The organism is Desulfocicer vacuolatum DSM 3385 (assembly GCF_900176365.1).
GTDB classification, from domain to species: Bacteria; Desulfobacterota; Desulfobacteria; order Desulfobacterales; family Desulfobacteraceae; genus Desulfocicer; species Desulfocicer vacuolatum.
This window is the reverse complement of sequence record NZ_FWXY01000011.1, coordinates 1-17597: the sequence shown is the minus strand read 5'-3', so window position 1 is coordinate 17597 and position 17597 is coordinate 1. Positions and strand designations below refer to the sequence as shown.

General features: G+C 44.2%; 11 protein-coding genes and 1 pseudogene. 5 read left to right on the top strand and 7 right to left on the bottom strand.

Annotated features, from left to right (window positions below; translation table 11 throughout):
- Positions 1–37 precede the first annotated feature (37 nt).
- Entirely contained in the window at positions 38–721 is a 684-nt protein-coding gene (locus B9A32_RS11090) for an alpha/beta hydrolase family protein (protein WP_084069414.1), read from the bottom strand.
- A gap of 78 nt (positions 722–799) precedes the next feature.
- On the opposite strand from B9A32_RS11090, the gene B9A32_RS11085 reads away from it, so the two are divergent.
- The gene (locus B9A32_RS11085; RefSeq protein ID WP_084069591.1) at positions 800–1363 is read left to right on the top strand and encodes a manganese efflux pump MntP; all 564 of its coding nucleotides are present in this window, start codon (positions 800–802) and stop codon (positions 1361–1363) included.
- Here the strand turns inward: B9A32_RS11085 and B9A32_RS11080 are convergent.
- From B9A32_RS11080 to B9A32_RS11065, 4 genes are all read right to left on the bottom strand, one after another.
- The gene (locus tag B9A32_RS11080) at positions 1341–6869 is read right to left on the bottom strand and encodes a RecQ family ATP-dependent DNA helicase (RefSeq protein ID WP_084069412.1); all 5529 of its coding nucleotides are present in this window, start codon (positions 6867–6869) and stop codon (positions 1341–1343) included. The genes B9A32_RS11085 and B9A32_RS11080 overlap by 23 nt on opposite strands.
- A gap of 125 nt (positions 6870–6994) precedes the next feature.
- A complete protein-coding gene (locus tag B9A32_RS11075; RefSeq protein WP_084069410.1) occupies positions 6995–8656 on the bottom strand; it encodes a putative Ig domain-containing protein in 1662 nt (553 codons plus the stop codon).
- An 11-nt stretch (positions 8657–8667) separates the two neighbouring features.
- Entirely contained in the window at positions 8668–10521 is a 1854-nt protein-coding gene (locus B9A32_RS11070) for a hypothetical protein (RefSeq protein ID WP_139795799.1), read from the bottom strand.
- Between the two features lie 531 nt (positions 10522–11052).
- Positions 11053–11370 carry a hypothetical protein gene (locus tag B9A32_RS11065; RefSeq protein ID WP_212637897.1) on the bottom strand — a complete coding sequence of 106 codons (318 nt, stop codon included), beginning with the start codon at positions 11368–11370 and terminating at the stop codon, positions 11053–11055.
- Positions 11371–11481: 111 nt separating this feature from the next.
- On the opposite strand from B9A32_RS11065, the gene B9A32_RS11060 reads away from it, so the two are divergent.
- From B9A32_RS11060 to B9A32_RS11045, 4 genes are all read left to right on the top strand, one after another.
- Positions 11482–12963 carry a radical SAM/SPASM domain-containing protein gene (locus B9A32_RS11060; protein WP_084069404.1) on the top strand — a complete coding sequence of 494 codons (1482 nt, stop codon included), beginning with the start codon at positions 11482–11484 and terminating at the stop codon, positions 12961–12963.
- 1 nt (position 12964) lies between these two features.
- Positions 12965–13366: a twin-arginine translocation signal domain-containing protein gene (locus B9A32_RS11055; RefSeq protein ID WP_084069402.1), complete on the top strand. Its 402-nt coding sequence runs from the start codon at positions 12965–12967 to the stop codon at positions 13364–13366.
- A 73-nt stretch (positions 13367–13439) separates the two neighbouring features.
- A complete protein-coding gene (locus B9A32_RS11050; protein WP_084069400.1) occupies positions 13440–13793 on the top strand; it encodes a twin-arginine translocation signal domain-containing protein in 354 nt (117 codons plus the stop codon).
- Positions 13794–13920: 127 nt separating this feature from the next.
- Complete coding sequence (locus B9A32_RS11045) at positions 13921–15792, top strand: RiPP maturation radical SAM C-methyltransferase (RefSeq protein WP_084069399.1); 1872 nt, start codon at positions 13921–13923, stop codon at positions 15790–15792.
- 147 nt (positions 15793–15939) lie between these two features.
- Here the strand turns inward: B9A32_RS11045 and dsrP are convergent.
- Both dsrP and B9A32_RS11035 read right to left on the bottom strand, forming a co-directional pair.
- Positions 15940–17019, bottom strand: a pseudogene (dsrP, locus tag B9A32_RS11040) (sulfate reduction electron transfer complex DsrMKJOP subunit DsrP); the annotation flags it as partial.
- An 18-nt stretch (positions 17020–17037) separates the two neighbouring features.
- A partial coding sequence (locus tag B9A32_RS11035) for a transposase (RefSeq protein ID WP_232367020.1) occupies positions 17038–17597 on the bottom strand: 560 nt, incomplete at its 5' end.

The window sequence follows — 17597 nt, the reverse complement described above, 5'->3', positions numbered from 1 at the left end:
TTGAAATACGCCCCCAAAAAATTGATGTCCCAAGGCCTTATTCCCGGTTCAGCCATTGGTGGCATTTTTCCACAATCTGGTTGTAAACCTCGCTGGGATCACGGGGATCGGATGCAGGCAGCTCAAAGCCATGATCACCTCCCTGGATGATCTCCAGCGCCACAGGCATGGTCAACCGGTCAATGACACCGGATAAAAGATCAAGATCGCAAAAAGGGTCTCTGGTGCCTTCAAAAAAAAGCATGGGAGCTGTGATGTCAGAAAGATGCGCGTCTCTGAGTTTATCTTTACGACCGGGTGCGTGGAGGGGATATCCCAGATATATGATGCCATGGGGGGTTATCTTCCCGGTGGATGCTGCCACCGAGGCAATGCGGGCCCCAAGGGATTTTCCTGCAGCCACAACCTTGTCAACATCATGCCCGCTGTGGTGGACAAGATAATCCAGGGCAGCCTGCCAGCAGACAATGAGGCGGTGATCCGGATCAGCGGATTTTCGCCCCCTTTCTTTATAAAGGAAATTAAACCGAAGTGTGATATAGCCCAGACCTGACAAGCCTTGGGCCACCCCCTGGAGTGAGGGATGATGCATGTCATTGGACATGCCATGGGCAAAAACAATACCTGTGGAACTGTTTTCATTAAGATGAGCTGGCCCGGAAAGGATACCGGATATACTTCCCTGGTCGGGAACAGTGATGGTAATGATTTCGTTTTTCATATTTTTCCCTGTTGTTTTTTGGTTATTATGTTATGTCATTGCCTGAATTTTGTCAAAATAAAGGAAAATGAATTGACCATGACTTTTTTTGAAATTATCCTCATTTCCGTGGGTCTTGCCATGGATGCAGCGGCGGTTTCCCTTGCAGCGGCAGCAGCCGGGTTTGCCAATGATGCACGGGCAGTTTTCAGATTGTCATTTCATTTTGGACTGTTTCAATTTTTAATGCCTGTCATGGGCTGGTTCATGGGCATTGGTTTTGCATCGCACTTCAAGGCGGTGGATCATTGGATTGCAATGGCCCTTCTTGGCATTGTGGGTATTAGAATGATTCAGGAAGGAAGTGACCATAGCACAGATGATCCTGTCGGTGATCCCTCCCGGGGTATGACCATGGTCATGCTCAGTGTGGCCACCAGCATTGATGCCCTTGCAGTGGGACTAAGCCTTTCCATGCTTGACATCAATATCTGGTATCCCGCTGCTATGATTGGAGTTGTCACAGTGGCAATGTCGTTCCTGTCCACCAAACTCGGGATCCGTCTGGGTAAATTGTTTGGTAAACACATGACCGTTGCCGGAGGCGTACTCCTGATTCTCATCGGCGGGCGTATTCTATTTACCCACCTGGAAATATTTTAATGCTCAGACGAATTTCCACAATGGGAATTTCCCATTTTTCACATGCAATCTTAGAAATAAAATCAGGCTGGCAATCGTTTTTTTTCCGTTGAACCATGGCTATAATTTTTATTTCTTTGACCTCATCCTGCTTTTGAGCCCATTGATGCCGGGCCTCCCGGGACATGGCAGCCACAGGCACGCCTTTTAATGTGCACAAAAAAGTCATGGCAGGGGTGTGCCGCAATTTAAGTTCATCACCGGGGACGAGTTCTTGTAATGCCCTGTGGATGGGATGATTCAATGATTTTCTTCCCGCATAGTCCAGATAGATATCCCCCAGCGATAAAATGTCATACCGAATATTTTCCGGCATTATTTTTTTATCACCGCCACGGGCGGACCTTATTCCGGCCCCGGTCTGCCCACCACAAAACTTGAAATACGCCCCGGATTTGCGGGATATTTCATATAAAGGATCTGCACCGGGGTGGTGGGAAACACCAGAGGCAATCCCTTGATGCGAGGGGATCGCCTCAAACTGGCAATTATCAAAACAATTTTCACGCTTTAAGATATTTATATGGGGATTACCGCTGCCCTTCAGGGAAAAAAGACCCAGCCATTCCTTTGCCCGGGTCATGGCCACATAATAGAGCCGTCGCTCTTCCTCCATTTCAGCCATGATTTTTGGGGTGCCCCATCCTCCGTCCAGAATAAAAACATGGGAGAATTCCATGCCCTTGGCACTGTGAACCGTACCAAGAAAAATGCCCCGCCCCAGTCGCTGCTCCCGCTTCTGCTCCAGAATCAGCCGGGAAAAAAAATGGTGAACCTGGAACAGGCTGATTTCAGCATCTCCGGTTTCCGCGGCCAGGGCTGTTAATCCATCCACGATAAACTGATGCCAGGGGTTTTTATTTTCACAGGTAAATTTATCAGCCATGGATGAAAGAAAGTCTTTTTCCGTTGATATGGAACTTGACCTTTCAGGCTTGAAAACCTGTTTAATACTCAAGCGGGCATAATAACATCCCAGCAATTGAGAGGAGCGGGCAAAAATATCAGGATGTTGATTAAGATCTGCCATGAAATTTTCGATCTCCCGGACCCGGAACAAAGAAAACCGACTGGCCCCGGTAAGGGGAATACTCATGGGAATATTTTCTTCTTCCAGCACCCGGCGAACCGATAGAAGCATGGAGTGATTCATGCCGTTTCTGGACAAAACAGCCATCTGTTCCAGGGGCAGACCGGGGTTGCTTTCCATGATTATCTTTAAAGCCGTTGTCAGCTGCCGGGCCTGGTCCATCACATCGGAAACCCCAAAAAAGACCACGTTTCCCCTGGATCGCCGGGCCAGGTGATGGGGACTTATTTTCATGGGATGATCGGTTTTCATGCGGTCTCTGTTATGGGCAATAAGGGTGTTACCCAATGCCATGATGCAGGGAGCAGAACGAAAATTTTCCGTAAGATGGAATACCTCAGCTGCATAATCTTCTTTAAACTTGCGGATAAATTTAACACTGGCATTTCTAAATCCATAAATGGACTGATCATCATCCCCCACAGCCATGATGTTAAGCTTACCCAGCCCCCCTTGTTTTTTATCCGTTACAAGTCCTCTGCCTGCCACAGCAGAAATAAGATCATACTGGGTCTGATCAATGTCCTGGTACTCATCCACCAGAATATATTCGTATCCTGCCAGAATACGTTCCCTTATTTCATCCATACCGAGGCCGGGTAATTCTTTTTTCCCGGCCAGTATATCCGTTGCCTCGGTGATAACCGTATCAAACCACCGGGCAAGGGACTGTTCCGGCTGCGTGACCCCGGCATAATTTCCCCCGGGGAAAATACGAGTGCCTCCCTCCATGGTAATTCCCGGTGTTTTACCGGTGATCTGCATGGCAAGGGAATGAAAAGTCATCACCGATACCCCCCGGGCATCCTGATCTATGAGGGCCAGTAATCTTTTTTTCACCAAGACAGCAGCGCTGTGATTATAGCACAATACCAGTACAGATCCGGGATTCACCCGTTTAACCCGTAAAAGCCAGGCACAGCGGTGAACCACGGTGCGGGTCTTTCCAGAACCGGGTCCTGCCAGCACCAAAAGGTTTCGCCGGGCACCGGCTGTGACAATGCGTTCCTGATCCGGATGTTTTAAACTGGAGACGATGTTTTTAAAAGACGCTTCACCGGTGGCCATCTTGAGCATCCCTTTTTTACCGGGAAAAAATTTTTTAATAAAGGCCTCGGTGTTCATGGAAAAATAACCCAGAATCATATTCAATGCCTGGGTGAGCTTTTCCGTACCCATGCGGGCAAAGGCATTCATGATATGAATCTGAAAGATGCGCTGGGTATAATGCAGGGATAACGGTTCAAAATCGGACCGGGTATAACGCTTGGCCTTATCATTTTTCCCCATTTTCAAGGTCATGGCCTGGCGGAACACAGCCATGCCGTGCTGCAGGCTGATCACCTTGTTATCATGGAGAAACAAAAGCCCTGCCTCCAGGGCCGCCATCATTTTACCGGGTTTTATATCAATGGTGGCAATACTGCCGGAAAGATACTGGGATATATAATCGTAGGAAAATCGCACCAATATCTCCTTTTGTTTTTTTTCGCCACCCGGGGCTGCATCCCTGATGGCCTGGAGGATGAGGCAGGCAAGATCATGACGTCTTTGGGTGATCTTTGCCATGGTGTTCCATTCCCGGCGCAGCCGAAGACGACACATTTCCCGATTTTCATAGGAAAGTTCCAGACTGGAAATGGAATGGCCAAATCCTTTACCGTCGTTGGCCATGGTTTTTAAGAGCTGTTTAATGAGCTCCACACTGGTACCGTCCACCCCCATGTCCAGGATTTGCTGATTCATGCCCCGGAAGGTGAGGTGTACGGTTTCATTCACTTCAGCATGGGGATGGGATTGTGCCATCACTTCCAGCATGGCCTTTTCCACGGCACACACCCGGCCAAGCACAGCCGTGGCATTGCCTTTACCCGTCTGTTTCACCCAGGCCGACAGCATCAGGCTGCGCTCAATAAGCCCTGCCTCTGCCATGTCGTTCATCACAGCAATAATTTTACGGGTATTTTTAAATTCTTCCGGCAAATGGGGAATTTGCCCCAGGGATTCACAGATCTCATCGGCATTAAGTCCCATATCATTAGGTGCATTGACCAGGGCAGAAAGAATGCAGGACCAGATATTTCTATTCAAAGAAGAGAGATTCAAGGCATTGATGCGCTGTAGCGCCTCATCCATGTCATGAAATTTAGGCTTACCCTGGAATACCGAGGTGCGATTTTCCTCCCGGGATAAAAATCCCCCCCGCTCCAGCCATGACACGGCTGTTTTTACCCGGGTTTCATAGTCGTGGTCTGACAGATCAAATCCCGTGTCCACACGGTTATCCCGCAAAATTTCCCCGGCCGTGACCACAATATTGCCCTCCCGGTTACGCCGGGCCCTTTGAATTCCCTTTAAAATCTGGGCAATATCCCTTGTGGTGAGACGGGTGGCACTGCTGAGACGAAACTGGGCTTCAATGTCGTTTTCATCATATAAAAGAACACATCGGGCATCTTTATTGTCCCGTCCGGCCCGTCCTGCCTCCTGGATGTAATTTTCCATGGACCCGGGAATGTCATAGTGGATCACCAGACGAACATTGTCCTTATCAATGCCCATGCCAAAGGCGTTGGTGGCCGCAATCACCGGCAATTCCCCGGAAATAAAGCCCTCCTGGATTTCTCTTTTTTCCGGCGGAGTCATGGCCCCGTGGAAAAATCCGGAGTGCCACCCTTTTTGGTTAAGATATTCTGAAACAGCCTGGGTATTTTTCCGGGTGGCACAATAGACAATGGCAGCGCCGTCACTTTCATGGGACAGGCGTTCTATTAATATATTGTGAACACTGTCAAGTTTTTCGTGGGAGGACACCGCGTGGATTTCAAAATCAAGATTGGAACGCTCCACCCCACCCTGGAAAAGCGTCAAATCAAGGTTGAGCTCATCCTTAAAGTGGCTGATGATCTCTTCCACCACATCCTGCCGGGCCGTGGCCGTGAAACAGGCCACTGTGGGGGTCAATTTTTCCTTTATTGAAAACTCCCGAATGAACCGGGAAGCATAGAGATAATCAGGCCTGAAATCATGGCCCCATTTTGATAGACAATGGGCTTCGTCAAACACCCAGCAGCGAATCTGACGGGTGGTTAAAATTTTTCTCACCGACCCGTTACGCAGCTGTTCAGGAGATATATAAAGAATACCAATGTTCCCCAGGGCCACCTGATCCATGACCATGCCCCGTTCCGGCGGTGTTAACAAACCGCTGATGGTGGCCCCGGCCGTGCCGCCGGTGCTTTTATTTAAATTGTCCACCTGGTCTTTCATGAGCGCCTGGAGAGGGGAGATCACAACGGTGAGACTGCCGGTGTTAAAATAACCTGCCAGGGCCGGGATCTGAAAGCAGATGGATTTTCCGCCCCCGGTGGGAAGAATGGCAAGCAAGGGTTTTGCGGCCAGACCATGGGTCACAATCTGTTCCTGGAGGGGGGTGCCGTCGGGGAGTTTTCGATAGCCTGGATATCCGAAAAATCGGGTAAGGTGTTTCACCGGATCATGAGTGTTCCGGCAATGGGTACAATTTTTGTCTGTACAAGGCTCATCCCGAAGTTTTGACAGCAAAGAAACAATGGAGGGAAACTGTTTTCTCACCCAGGGAGGCAGCACAGAATTTCCCCCGGCCACCTGGAGCCAGGCCAAGGCGTAGGCAAGAATGAAGCGTTGATCCGATTTTTTCCAAAAGGCTTTAAAAACATGTTTCCAGGTACTTTGGCACACTTTATTCCGGGTCTTATCCTGAAAAATATCCATGGCCCGATCCCGGGTGATCAGGGCCTTTGCCCCGCATCGTTCAAAACATGCACCAAGCCCCCTGCCCGGCCGGGAAAACAAATGGGTTGTAAATGCTGGAAAAAAACCGGTGGATTCGGGTAAAATCATATGCTGAAAACAGACCCGGTAAAACAATAACACCTCCCTGTCCATGGCGGCAAAGGCATCCATCTGGTCCCGGAGCAGGGTGGCGGCAAGCCGGGCATCGGAAACAGGATTATTAATACTTTCCTTTACCAGTTTATAGTCTTTTATCAGTCCATGGTAGGGATTCCGGGGAAAAGCAAGGGGAGAAAGCCACAAGGTATCCATGACAAGTTTTGTAAAAAGGTTCAAATTTGCATTCTTTTGAGCCATGAGAGGCAAATCATGAAAAAGAATATTATGGCCAGCAATATAGGATGTCCCATGGGCAAAGGCATCCAATTCTTTAAGGGCATTGAGTGTATTAAACCGTCCTATTTTTTCAAAAACATGATCCCCTCGTATGGCCCCCATTTGGATAATGTCCCCCTGGGGGATAATTTCCAGATCAAGAAATAGCGTGTTTTGTATACTGACAGAGACATTTTCCTTTTTGTCACCATGGGCATCGTAATTCATGGATAATGATTTACCAGTAAGGCCTCTGTTTGATCAAGTATTTACTTAGTATTCATAAATATTACTGATTAATTTTATTGATAGGGAAATATAATGTTATAATCAAAAATATTTTACATGCTGGCTTATTTGCTGTTACGAGGCATAAAAAAGAACTTGAATGGGTTGCTTACGCCATGGATTTCATCGTCAGAATCAAAACCAATGACACTCCATAGATAGTTTTGATTTGGTTTGAAATATTTCTCTAACAAATCATCTGACACCCGGTAACTCTTTTTTGTAGTGTATGCAGAAAATATGGCTTTTTCCTTTATCATATTTCTGAATTCAATCAAGTATGTGGTTGATTTAATAGCATTAGTCTCCTCCCATTTAAACTCACCAGATGTGAATTTAAGGCTTGAGTTATCCTGCGGCAGGACCAGTTTGATGGGGAGCCGTTTTGTATGGGCCACCGGTTTTACGAAGTATATGACTTTGGGAAAATCAATATTTTCCCGGGGTGAGGTTATGATGAATCTTACCACATGGGTTCCAGGATCAAAGGTTGGAAAAGACGGCATGGATGGAGATGTGATTATTGTGCGGTCAACGTTGGGAATATGTTTGAATACATTGGAAAATATTTTTCCGTCCACCTCCCAGTACCCTTTGAGCAGGCCTGTACCGGTATGCCTGATCTCAGCGTACAACTCCGGGAGAGGCTGGTTACTTGAAATGGTTATTTCCGGACGGTTATTTTCAAAAAAGAGTCTTGTGCTCGAGATTCTGAATTCTGCACCGGCATCCGTTGTGATGGTGATGTTACTGCGTGCGGTTGCTGAAAGAGATTGGCCGGAAAATATTCTTTGATAAGCGATTTTTGCCACCCCCAGATTTTCGGTTCGTTTTATCACGGCAATGGGAATATAAATGCTTTCTGTAATCCTTCCAGACCCGTTGGTTATTGAAATATTAAGTGGTGAATGGATTTCTCCAACCACGTTTTCACCGGCCATAAAGAGTCCTATGGAAGAGGTTAACTCCACGTTTCCAAGGGAAGAGGAAGAGATCGTAAAGGTGATGGACTTTGTGGTTGGTGCGCCCCGGCCAATGGTGAATGAGGACGGGAGTACGGTAACACCCATGGTGACGGCCTGGTCAATATAGAGACTGAATGTCCTCTGCGCAGACTGCTTTCCGTTGGGACAGGCATCCTCGGCCATGATTGTGAATGAAAAAGTACCGCCGCTTAAAGGGGTACCCGATATCCGGCCGGAGGTATTCATGCTTAATCCCGGCGGGAGATCCCCGGAGATTTGGAAAAGGGATACCGGGGGATATCCACCCGAGATGTTAATCTGGGCGGTGTAGGGCTGGCCCGCGGATCCCGGGGGAAGGGGGGAAGACGTTGTTATTGACATGGGGGCACAGACTGCCTGGACATTTATCTGGAGTGTTGCCGGGTTCGGTCCTCCTGGTGAGACTCTGCAAAAATTTGCATTTTCTCCGGCAATAATGGTGTACTGGCCAGGCACTGTATAGGTGTGGGTCAAAACCTGAACGCATGGCGTAACAAAGCATGTCCCGGCTGATACCTGGCCTGAATCGTCACCAAAATCAACAAGAATGTCACAGCTTGGGGTTGCCGTATAGGTGGATGTTATTGTCAGTGTCACCGGTTGATTTACGGTTGGTCTTACAGGACTTGAAGAGATGGTAATGGCATAAAGCGGGTTTGCACAGATAAAAAGCAGCAGCGCAATGACAGAAACGTAAACATACAGATGTGGTCTGATATTCATGTCACTCCCCCTTAAAATGAAAATGAGATGTTGTTTGTGAATGACAAAAGGATTCTGAACTCTTCCTCTTCCTGGTCAAAGAGTCGATCCCTGCTTTGGTTGTATTGGGCCATCAGAGCAACCGCAGGATTTGTCATGATCCAGAACTTGTTGGTAAAGAAATAGGTTATTCTCGTGCTTGCATTAATGGTGTCCATATCTGTTGAGTTGTCATCCGCTGTGGTTTTATTGTAGGTACCTGAGAATTCACATGCCATTTTTTCCGGGATAAGGTTGCCGTTAAAGGACAGATTCGTCGTATAGGTGTCTGTATTCACATGGGTAAAATGAGCCCTGGACCTGTTAAAACTGAAACTTGGATAGATGGAAAGCCTATCCCACGAGTAGGAGGGTGAAAGGGACAGGTTGATATTGGTTGTATCGTTAAAGTCTGAAATCCGGTCTTCCTGGAATCCATATCCTGCCTGGAACCCCAGGCTCAACCTGTCTCTAATATAGGCGATATGACCTGTAAGGGTGTCAGTATACGTTCTAATGGGATCTGTAAATTCAGGTTCCCTGGAGCTTGTTAAGCTTGTTCTTTCAAAGGAGATTCCCATGGGAAATGCCTGGAACCCCGTGAAATTATAATCACCTCCAAACGCCATTGTTTTGATTCTGGAATAGAGGGGATTGCTTTTGACATTGTCATGATATTGGGAAAACGAGAAGGTAACGGCGTGGTTTTCACGGGTTGTACCTCCCTGGATTGAAATCCCCTGTAAATCCTTTTGAATGGACGGATTCCCCACAACCTGATATTCCGGGCCGGTATATTTGTATATGGCCCGCAAACTATAATTTCCGATATTTGCCTCGCCCCCTATTCTGTAAGCCTTATCCGATTCTGAACCAAATTCATCCAGGGTATCTGCATCATATCTGGAAAAATCAAGTTCGGCATCAAGTATCACCCTGTCATCCAGCAGATGAGATCCCATAATAAATCCGATGACGTTACCTTTTTTATCACCGCTTGTTGACCAGGAACCAAAATCATCACCCGGCTCGCTGCCCGTTGCATATACGGTTTTAAGTTGCAGTTTGTCGGAAAAAAGATTAACCGCTCCTGACACCCCTATGATGTGATCGTCAAGGTCTCCTTCAAGGCCTAAATCACCGTCAAACCCAAATATCTGGTCGCTCTTTACAACAAAGCTGTTCAGATTAAAATTCTTGTGTTTCAGCAGAAGTTGCCCTCCCCTTCGTGAAAGATAAGCCACGGTGTTTTCACTTTCATTTAACTGCAGATCGCCGGTTGCTGCTGTAAAATCAAGTTCGTTACCCCGGTATTTTGCGGTGAGAAGGTAATTGATAATCTCCACACCTTTGGATGGAGGAGGAAAGGCAGAGGTGCTCTGGTCAAAATATCGAATATTGGAATTCAATAGGAATCTCCACTTGCTGGTCTGCAATATATTGTCCGTTGTAAGATTGGCTTCCACTTTGCCATCAGGTTCTCCCTCCAAGTTGTCGCTTTTAGCCATTACCCTATCGTATAAGGCCGTCACTTCGTTGTTTGAATATGCTTCATCAAAAAGAGTTGAATGGCGACTTGAAAAATCAAAAGATACTTCAAAGCGCTCACCAGCCGTGGAAACGCCACTGATCATAAGGGTGTGGGCTCCGGAAGGAAGGATGGCAACAGGTTTTACATGGAACCCCTTCTCTGTAAATATCACTATTGCAGTAACGTCCATGTTATCAAGTATCACAACCAGGGTATCACGATCAACGGCTTGTGCGACACGGCATTTTATTATTGGCTTTTTGGCAATGACCTCTGTGCCTGGTTCCGGGATAATCATTTTTATCATCTTTATCATCTGGTTGTTTTCACTCCTGACATCCCTTGGAAGGAAAACAATGAGGATTAAAAGTAAAACCGCAATCCCAGTAAAAATCCCAGCTTTTTTAAATTTGATTCTGAGGTTCAATTCCATGAATTTCGCCCCCCTGATTTATGATGTAAAAAATGAGAATAATAACTTACAACCCAGAAATTCCCGTCTGCGGTTGTAACGATGCCATTTGCAAGGACTTCCTCCCCTGACAGGGATTAATTAAAGGGTATCAGAGAATCATTGATCATTAGCGGGCAAGCCTTGATGGAAGCAAATATCCTTGATGGAACAATGGGTAATGTTATGCGCATTTCCATTTTACAATTTAATTGTATGTAATCTTATACATACAAAATGAAAAACATTCATGATTCAATGATTCAATTTTTTTCAATGAAGAGTCTGATGGTCAGACATGGATGTATATCTGCTGGTATTAGCGATGTAGAGTAGAGGGCTAAGAATCAATATTAATTTAATATATTAACAAAAAAATAAAAATAATTCAAACAATCAAACGATATAAAAGTTGAGCATAACGATGCCTGCCCATGATGCAGGGAAAAACGAGGTAAGAATTGCCTTACAGACGTTATTAACCAAATCCATGCAAGCTGGGAAAACCGCGGAATAACGCCATACACCAAGCCAGCTACTGTCCAACACGGTATCGGTCTGGAGGTAATTTTTTATTGACTCCCATGAAGAATAACGATATGATTCTTTCATTCTATTTTGAATATCCCTGCGGATCAAACCTTCTTTTTTCTTCGACAGCAGTTTTTTGTTTTCCACCGCCATCACCTTTAGATCACGTTTGCCAACACTCATGAAATTATTTGCAATTTCAATGGATGATTGCTTCATTTATCTCTTTTATAAAAAATACGAGGAACGCTTTTTAAAAAAGCCCTCTAATAATGAGAAGGAGGTATTTAACAAATGATTCGACTTAGTAGCTTCACCATTCTTTCTCATCCGCTGCCAGATCAAAACATCGTTCTTATGAATGGCTACTCAGGGGCATTGGATATTATTCAACCAGAACTGGCTGTTTTTTTTAAAGAAATGATTAAAAACTCACCTCGTGGCCAGGCTTTTTTTGAAAAAAAGATACTCCCCCATGAAACCTTTTCAATTTTACTTGAAAGAGGCCATCTCACCACAAGCACTCATGACGAAGAAAAAATGCTTGTGAGTGAAATTGGACATGGACTTCATGAAATGGAAAAAAAACGCCCATACTTCATGATTGTCCCCAATATGGATTGCAACTACCGGTGCACCTATTGCTTTGAGCGTCATCTTCAAAAAAACCTCAATAACAAATCAAGCAACATTAATTATTATAAAAATAACGTGGTAATGACGTCAGAAATGGTTCCGCGCATTTTTTCATGCATTGAAAACATACAAAAAAATGCAGGAGCCAGTCAAGGAGGTATGATTAATCTTTACGGTGGAGAACCTCTTGATTTTAAAAACAAAAGACTTTTAGATACTATTTTTAAGTTAGGAGCAGATAAGGGATATTGGTTTGTTGCCATAACCAACGGACATCATTTGGATTCTTTTTTACCGGTAATAAAAATGAACACCCTCAGGAAGGTTCAGGTAACCATTGACGGTCCCCGACACATTCATGATAAAACAAGAATTCATCGCGGAGGGACATCTTCTTTTGATCGTATTTTTGAGAATATTCATAAAGTCTTGGCAGTGGGGGGAAAAGTGGATATCAGAGTCCATGTATCCCCCCAGAATATTAATCAATTTAAAACGGTCCTTGGTCTGTTCGAAAAAGAGGGGTGGACCAATAATGAGGCAGTGATCATTTACGCCAACACGCTTTACAGAAAAAATGATGGTGGAAAGGTTTGTGTAGATCTTCAAACATCTGATATTTCAACATATTTGGATCAGATGGTCGACAATTACAACAATGTATTTACAAGCGCTCCTGCTGTTCACATCGCCCAGGACATCGCGGCTGTTTTTGAAAAAGGGGAGCGATTTTCACTGAAAGGAGCGTATTGCGGTGCTAATTTTGGGCATTATATTTTCGCTCCAGATCAGAACATTTATGTCTGCTGGGAATCCATCGGTAAAGAAAACTCCAAAATCGGTCATTATCGGTCGAAAGATGGTCCAATTTTCAATCAAACGGTGGTAAAAAAATGGTTCAACCGGAGTGTTTCAGATATCGAAGAGTGCCTGGAGTGCGAATTTGCTTTGATTTGTGGTGGAGGGTGTGCTCAATATGCAAAATACAATACATCTTCATCCAATAAACCCTACTGTAATGATTTCCAGAGGACTTTTGAGCTGGCATTGGCAGATGAAGTGGCAAGACGTTGGGATTATCTGCAAAATGCGGGGATTGATTATCAATCCAACACATTAATCCAACAGGGAGGGAATTAAAATGACAGAAAAGAAAAATCGCCGGGAATTCATTAAAACCACCGCAGCTACAACTGTGGGCGTCATTGGAGGAATTGGGCTTATCTCATCCAAAGCTTTGGCAGGAACAACAATAAAAACCATCAATGCAAACGCTAAATCTGTTGATATGAAAAATGTCAAAATGCTAAAAAGGGGGGGAGAGCGCAGGATGGTTATGCCAGATGGTTCTTTAAAAACTCGAAAACAAATCCTGAGGCAACTTGGATTTAATCCCAATACACCGCCGGATGCATGGTTGGCAGGGTGCGGTGGCGGATGTGGCTCCAACGCCTCGGGCCTGGATATGAGGGCTCGTGAAAGGCTTATGAAAAGGGGGTTTAAATTTCAAGGTAACGAGCTTATTGGCGTTCCCATGAAATAATGGCTTTAACGTGTGGAGGCAGAGGACTCCACACCCCGAACCAGATTTTCACCATTTTTTATGGGAGGTGAATATGTCACAAAAAAAGGATCGCCGAAATTTTATAAAAAAAACTGCCGTGGTTGCAATGGGAGGCGTTGCAGGAGGAGTTGGCTTTTCAATTGAAAGTTTGGCGCAGACAAAAATCAGGCGAATAAATCGACAAGCCACAATTGTAATGCCGAATGGTAAATTAAGGACACGAGCAGAACTCATGAAACAATTGGGATTGAACCCACAAACGCCTCCGGATGCCTGGCTGGCCATCTGTGGCGGAGGGTGTGGTTCTAATGCCTCCGCGTTGGATCTGAATACGCGTCAGAAGCTTATAAAACGGGGATTTAAATTTCAAGGCAAAGAACTCATTTCAGCCCCCAGAGTAAAGTAGAAAATCATTTCTGCAAACAATTTTACAAATTTCATCGGTAATAACCATTTCATTGGACAAATTTTTGGATTCAAAAACAGCAGATATCATCAGACCCAGCTCCAACCTTTAAAAACAGGGAGATCCAATGAATCTGTCAATAAAAAATGGAGACTTCATTTTTGCAGTAATGCCGTGGGCATATCCGGATACGCCCGTTCTGGGCCCCTCTTTATTGCAAAGCATCCTGAAAAATTCTGGATATCGCTCACAAATTATTTATCCGAATTTTCAATTTTATCATGCTGTCGATCCTGTATTATACTACTCCCTCTCAAACGATCATTCCCTTTTTGAGCTATCTGACCACTTGTTTTCATGCTATATCCACGGCAAAGAGCGCATTAAATCTGATCACTTCCTGCAAGCCCTTGGGCAGCAGCACATTGAACACAAACTGGGGAAAAACTATGTTGAATTCCTTTCCCGGATTCGAGATGTTGACATACCTGAATTCATTAACGCTCTGGCCCTCCTGATAACGGAAAAAGAGATTCCTGCCATTGGTTTTTCATGCACCTATAATCAAGTATTGGCAAGTATGGCCCTGGCAAAAGGAATCAAAAAAATACAACCTGAAATCAAAACCATTTTTGGCGGACCGAGCCTGGCAGGAAAGATGGGCATCGCACATCATCAAAAATACCCGGATATCATAGACCATATATTCATTGGCGAAGCAGATGAAATTATTGCAGATATAGTGGATGGAATCCTCCAGAATAAAACAGATATGAAAATACCGGGATTGACTCAATACAAAAATGGCCTTGTTAAAGGCCCGGACCGCGTTCCGGTAACCCAGAGATTAGACGATCTCCCAACGCCGGATTTCAGTGATTTTTTTGAACAACGCAATGCCATGAATGGAGAGGGTGTCCATTTACCAACCATGCGGCCGCTGCCCTATGAGAGTTCTCGTGGCTGTTGGTGGGCGGAAAAAAAAAATTGTTCTTTTTGTGGATTCAACGGTCTGGCCAGGCAATACAGACTTAAATCCCCCCTTCGCGTTACTGCGGAATTGGAATCGTTGTCAACGGCCTATGTTAATCTCGATTTTTCAGCATGTGACAACAACATAAACAACTCACATTTTGATATATTATTTCCAACCATTGCCCAAACGAATGTGGATTATTCTCTTTGGTATCAAATTAGACCTGATATCAGCAAAAAAAACGTCATGGCACTGAAAAGAGGCAAAGTAGTCTACGTCCATGCCGGAATAGAGAGTTTTTCAGACAATATACTGAAACTGATGCAAAAGGGAGTTAAATATCTGAAAAACATACAACTTTTAAAATGGTGTCGTGAAGCGGGAATAAAGGTGAGTTATATGATTCTGTGGGGCATGCCTGGGGAAACACCTCTCGATTATTCCAAAATGGCAGCTCTTGTACCATTCATAGTCCATCTGGACCCACCGCTCAGAATGCAATTCATTGAGCTGCATCGCTTTAGTCCCATGTTCACAGAACCGGATAAATTCGGAATAACAGAAACCTATATCCGTGAAAATTATCAATATGTTTATCCCCTTGACATGCTGGAACCCGACCTGTTTTACTATTTTAACTTTTACGCTTCAAGCACAAAAGATGCCATGGAATACACCAAGGATTTACATGATGCGATAAATTTGTGGGCAGAGCTTCACCATAACATTGAAACAAAGCCTGTCCTTGAAATGAAACTTGGTAAAGATTTTCTATTGATCCACGATAATCGCTGTGGTGAAAATTTGAAATACTTTCTCAACCAAATCCAAAAAGAAATTATTCTTTACGGCGATTCGATTTGTAAAATATCAACAATTTATGATCTTTTCAAACTCAAATGCCCTGAACTAAACACGCTTCAAATCTATAATGAATTTGAAACTTTAAAAAAAAATGGTCTTATAATAATTGAAAATGATCAATACCTTTCTCTACCAACAAGAACCTTGATAATGGCTTAATATATTTCAAACTACCAATTTTTAATTGGTTTTATACTCATAAGTGGATAAACATATTTATATTTGGCACCCATTCAGCGTTCCGAATATATAACAATTTGCTATTGAAATTTTATCTGTATATACACCCATTAAGATAATCTGATCCTATTTTTGTACATTCGACGGCTTATTGTACACCTTGATGCTAATGGCAATTTTAAACAAAATTGTTAAAATTAAAAGCCCAATGGCTGTCACACCTCCTGAGATAATTAATTCATGTATGCTGGGGACATACGCTGTGATATGATGCAGTGAGGAGGGTACAAAACCGCCCACAATCATACCAAGGCCTTTATCAATCCAGGTTCCCGCAAAAACAAGAATACAGGAAAGAAACAAAACTCGACTGTTTTTTCTTGTGGATGGTATAACCAGAAGAACGATGGCAATAAGCATACACAAAATGGATGTCCACATCCAGGGCACCAGAGGGCCATGGCCATGCAATCCCGTATAAAGGTATTTAAGGTGATCCATATGAGATGGAATCCCCGAATAAAAGACCACAAACACCTCACACATAAGAAAAAAAACATTGGCCAACAGGCTATATCCTACAATAACGGCAAGGGTTTGGATAGCTTCTTTGCCGGGATCAAATGTCGTCATTTTCTTAATGAACATGCATAACAAAATTAAAATGGCAGGGCCAGCTGCAAAAGCAGATGCCAGAAATCTTGGGGCCAGAACAGCCGTCAGCCAAAATCCTCTACCCGGAAGCCCGCAATAGATAAAGGCTGTAACGGTATGAATGGAAAACGCCATGGGAATGGACAGATAAATTAACGGTTTGATCCATGGGGGTGGAGAAATATCGTTGCGTTCTGCGTCAAGTACATTCCATCCAATAATAATGTTTAAAACAAGGTATCCGAACAAAACATTGCCATCCCAAAAAAGCATGGACCACGGAGTTGGATGTAAAAATACGTTTAAAGCCCGCATGGGCTGCCCCAGATGAACCAGAAGGTATAAAAGACACATGACGATGGATGCCACGGCCAGAAATTCTCCCAAAATTGTAATTTTTCCAAATGCTTTATAATTGTGCAGATAATAAGGTAATACAAGCATAACCCCACCTGCAGCTACCCCCACAAGATAAGTCATCTGTGCCGTATAAAATCCCCAGGATACGTCTCTGCTCTGTCCTGTAAGCATTAATCCGTATTTTAGCTGCTCCGAATCAGTGATGTCCGGTTAGGTTTTTGCAGACTTCTTTTTCTTTTTTTTGGTCCTTTTTTTGACAGCCCTATCGCCTGATAAAGGGTATCTGAGCTCATTTTGTATATCATTTCTCAGTTGGCGGATTCTTTTGATGGAAACTTTTTCATTGAATTTATCATGACAATATATGGCCATGAGTAGATATGAAATAAGCCCACCAAGGATTTGTACCATGACTCCATACTCACTGCGAGCAATTAAGTGATACACTTTGAGATGTTTTTTCCACCATTTGAAAAAAGACTCAATGTCCCACCTGAGCTTGTAGATTTTTGCCACTTGCTCGGCAGTCAGATCATGTCGATCAGTTGCCACGTAAAATGTTGAGCCTGCAATTTTATATCCAACGACTCGGACTGGTGTCTCTGATTGATTTACCCCTGGAGTTCCAAGTAGGACTTCTGCATCATAAAAAATATGAGTGTCCTCCGGCACAAAGTTCTGTTTGATGATAGTTCGCGTAGTTTTGATTTTGATTCGGCATACAAAATGTTTTCCCTCAGCCTGTAGCAAATCAAAATCTTTATGGGATT

Excerpts from the sequence above, each read along its gene's own strand:
- B9A32_RS11055 (WP_084069402.1), top strand. The coding sequence starts at position 12,965 with ATGACAGAAAAGAAAAATCGCCGGGAATTCATTAAAACCACCGCAGCT.
- B9A32_RS11045 (WP_084069399.1), top strand. The coding sequence starts at position 13,921 with ATGAATCTGTCAATAAAAAATGGAGACTTCATTTTTGCAGTAATGCCG.
- B9A32_RS11065 (WP_212637897.1), bottom strand. The coding sequence starts at position 11,370 with ATGAGTGTTGGCAAACGTGATCTAAAGGTGATGGCGGTGGAAAACAAA.
- B9A32_RS11085 (WP_084069591.1), top strand. The coding sequence starts at position 800 with ATGACTTTTTTTGAAATTATCCTCATTTCCGTGGGTCTTGCCATGGAT.
- B9A32_RS11060 (WP_084069404.1), top strand. The coding sequence starts at position 11,482 with ATGATTCGACTTAGTAGCTTCACCATTCTTTCTCATCCGCTGCCAGAT.
- B9A32_RS11050 (WP_084069400.1), top strand. The coding sequence starts at position 13,440 with ATGTCACAAAAAAAGGATCGCCGAAATTTTATAAAAAAAACTGCCGTG.
- B9A32_RS11080 (WP_084069412.1), bottom strand. The coding sequence starts at position 6,869 with ATGAATTACGATGCCCATGGTGACAAAAAGGAAAATGTCTCTGTCAGT.
- B9A32_RS11090 (WP_084069414.1), bottom strand. The coding sequence starts at position 721 with ATGAAAAACGAAATCATTACCATCACTGTTCCCGACCAGGGAAGTATA.
- B9A32_RS11075 (WP_084069410.1), bottom strand. The coding sequence starts at position 8,656 with ATGAATATCAGACCACATCTGTATGTTTACGTTTCTGTCATTGCGCTG.
- B9A32_RS11070 (WP_139795799.1), bottom strand. The coding sequence starts at position 10,521 with ATGATAAAGATGATAAAAATGATTATCCCGGAACCAGGCACAGAGGTC.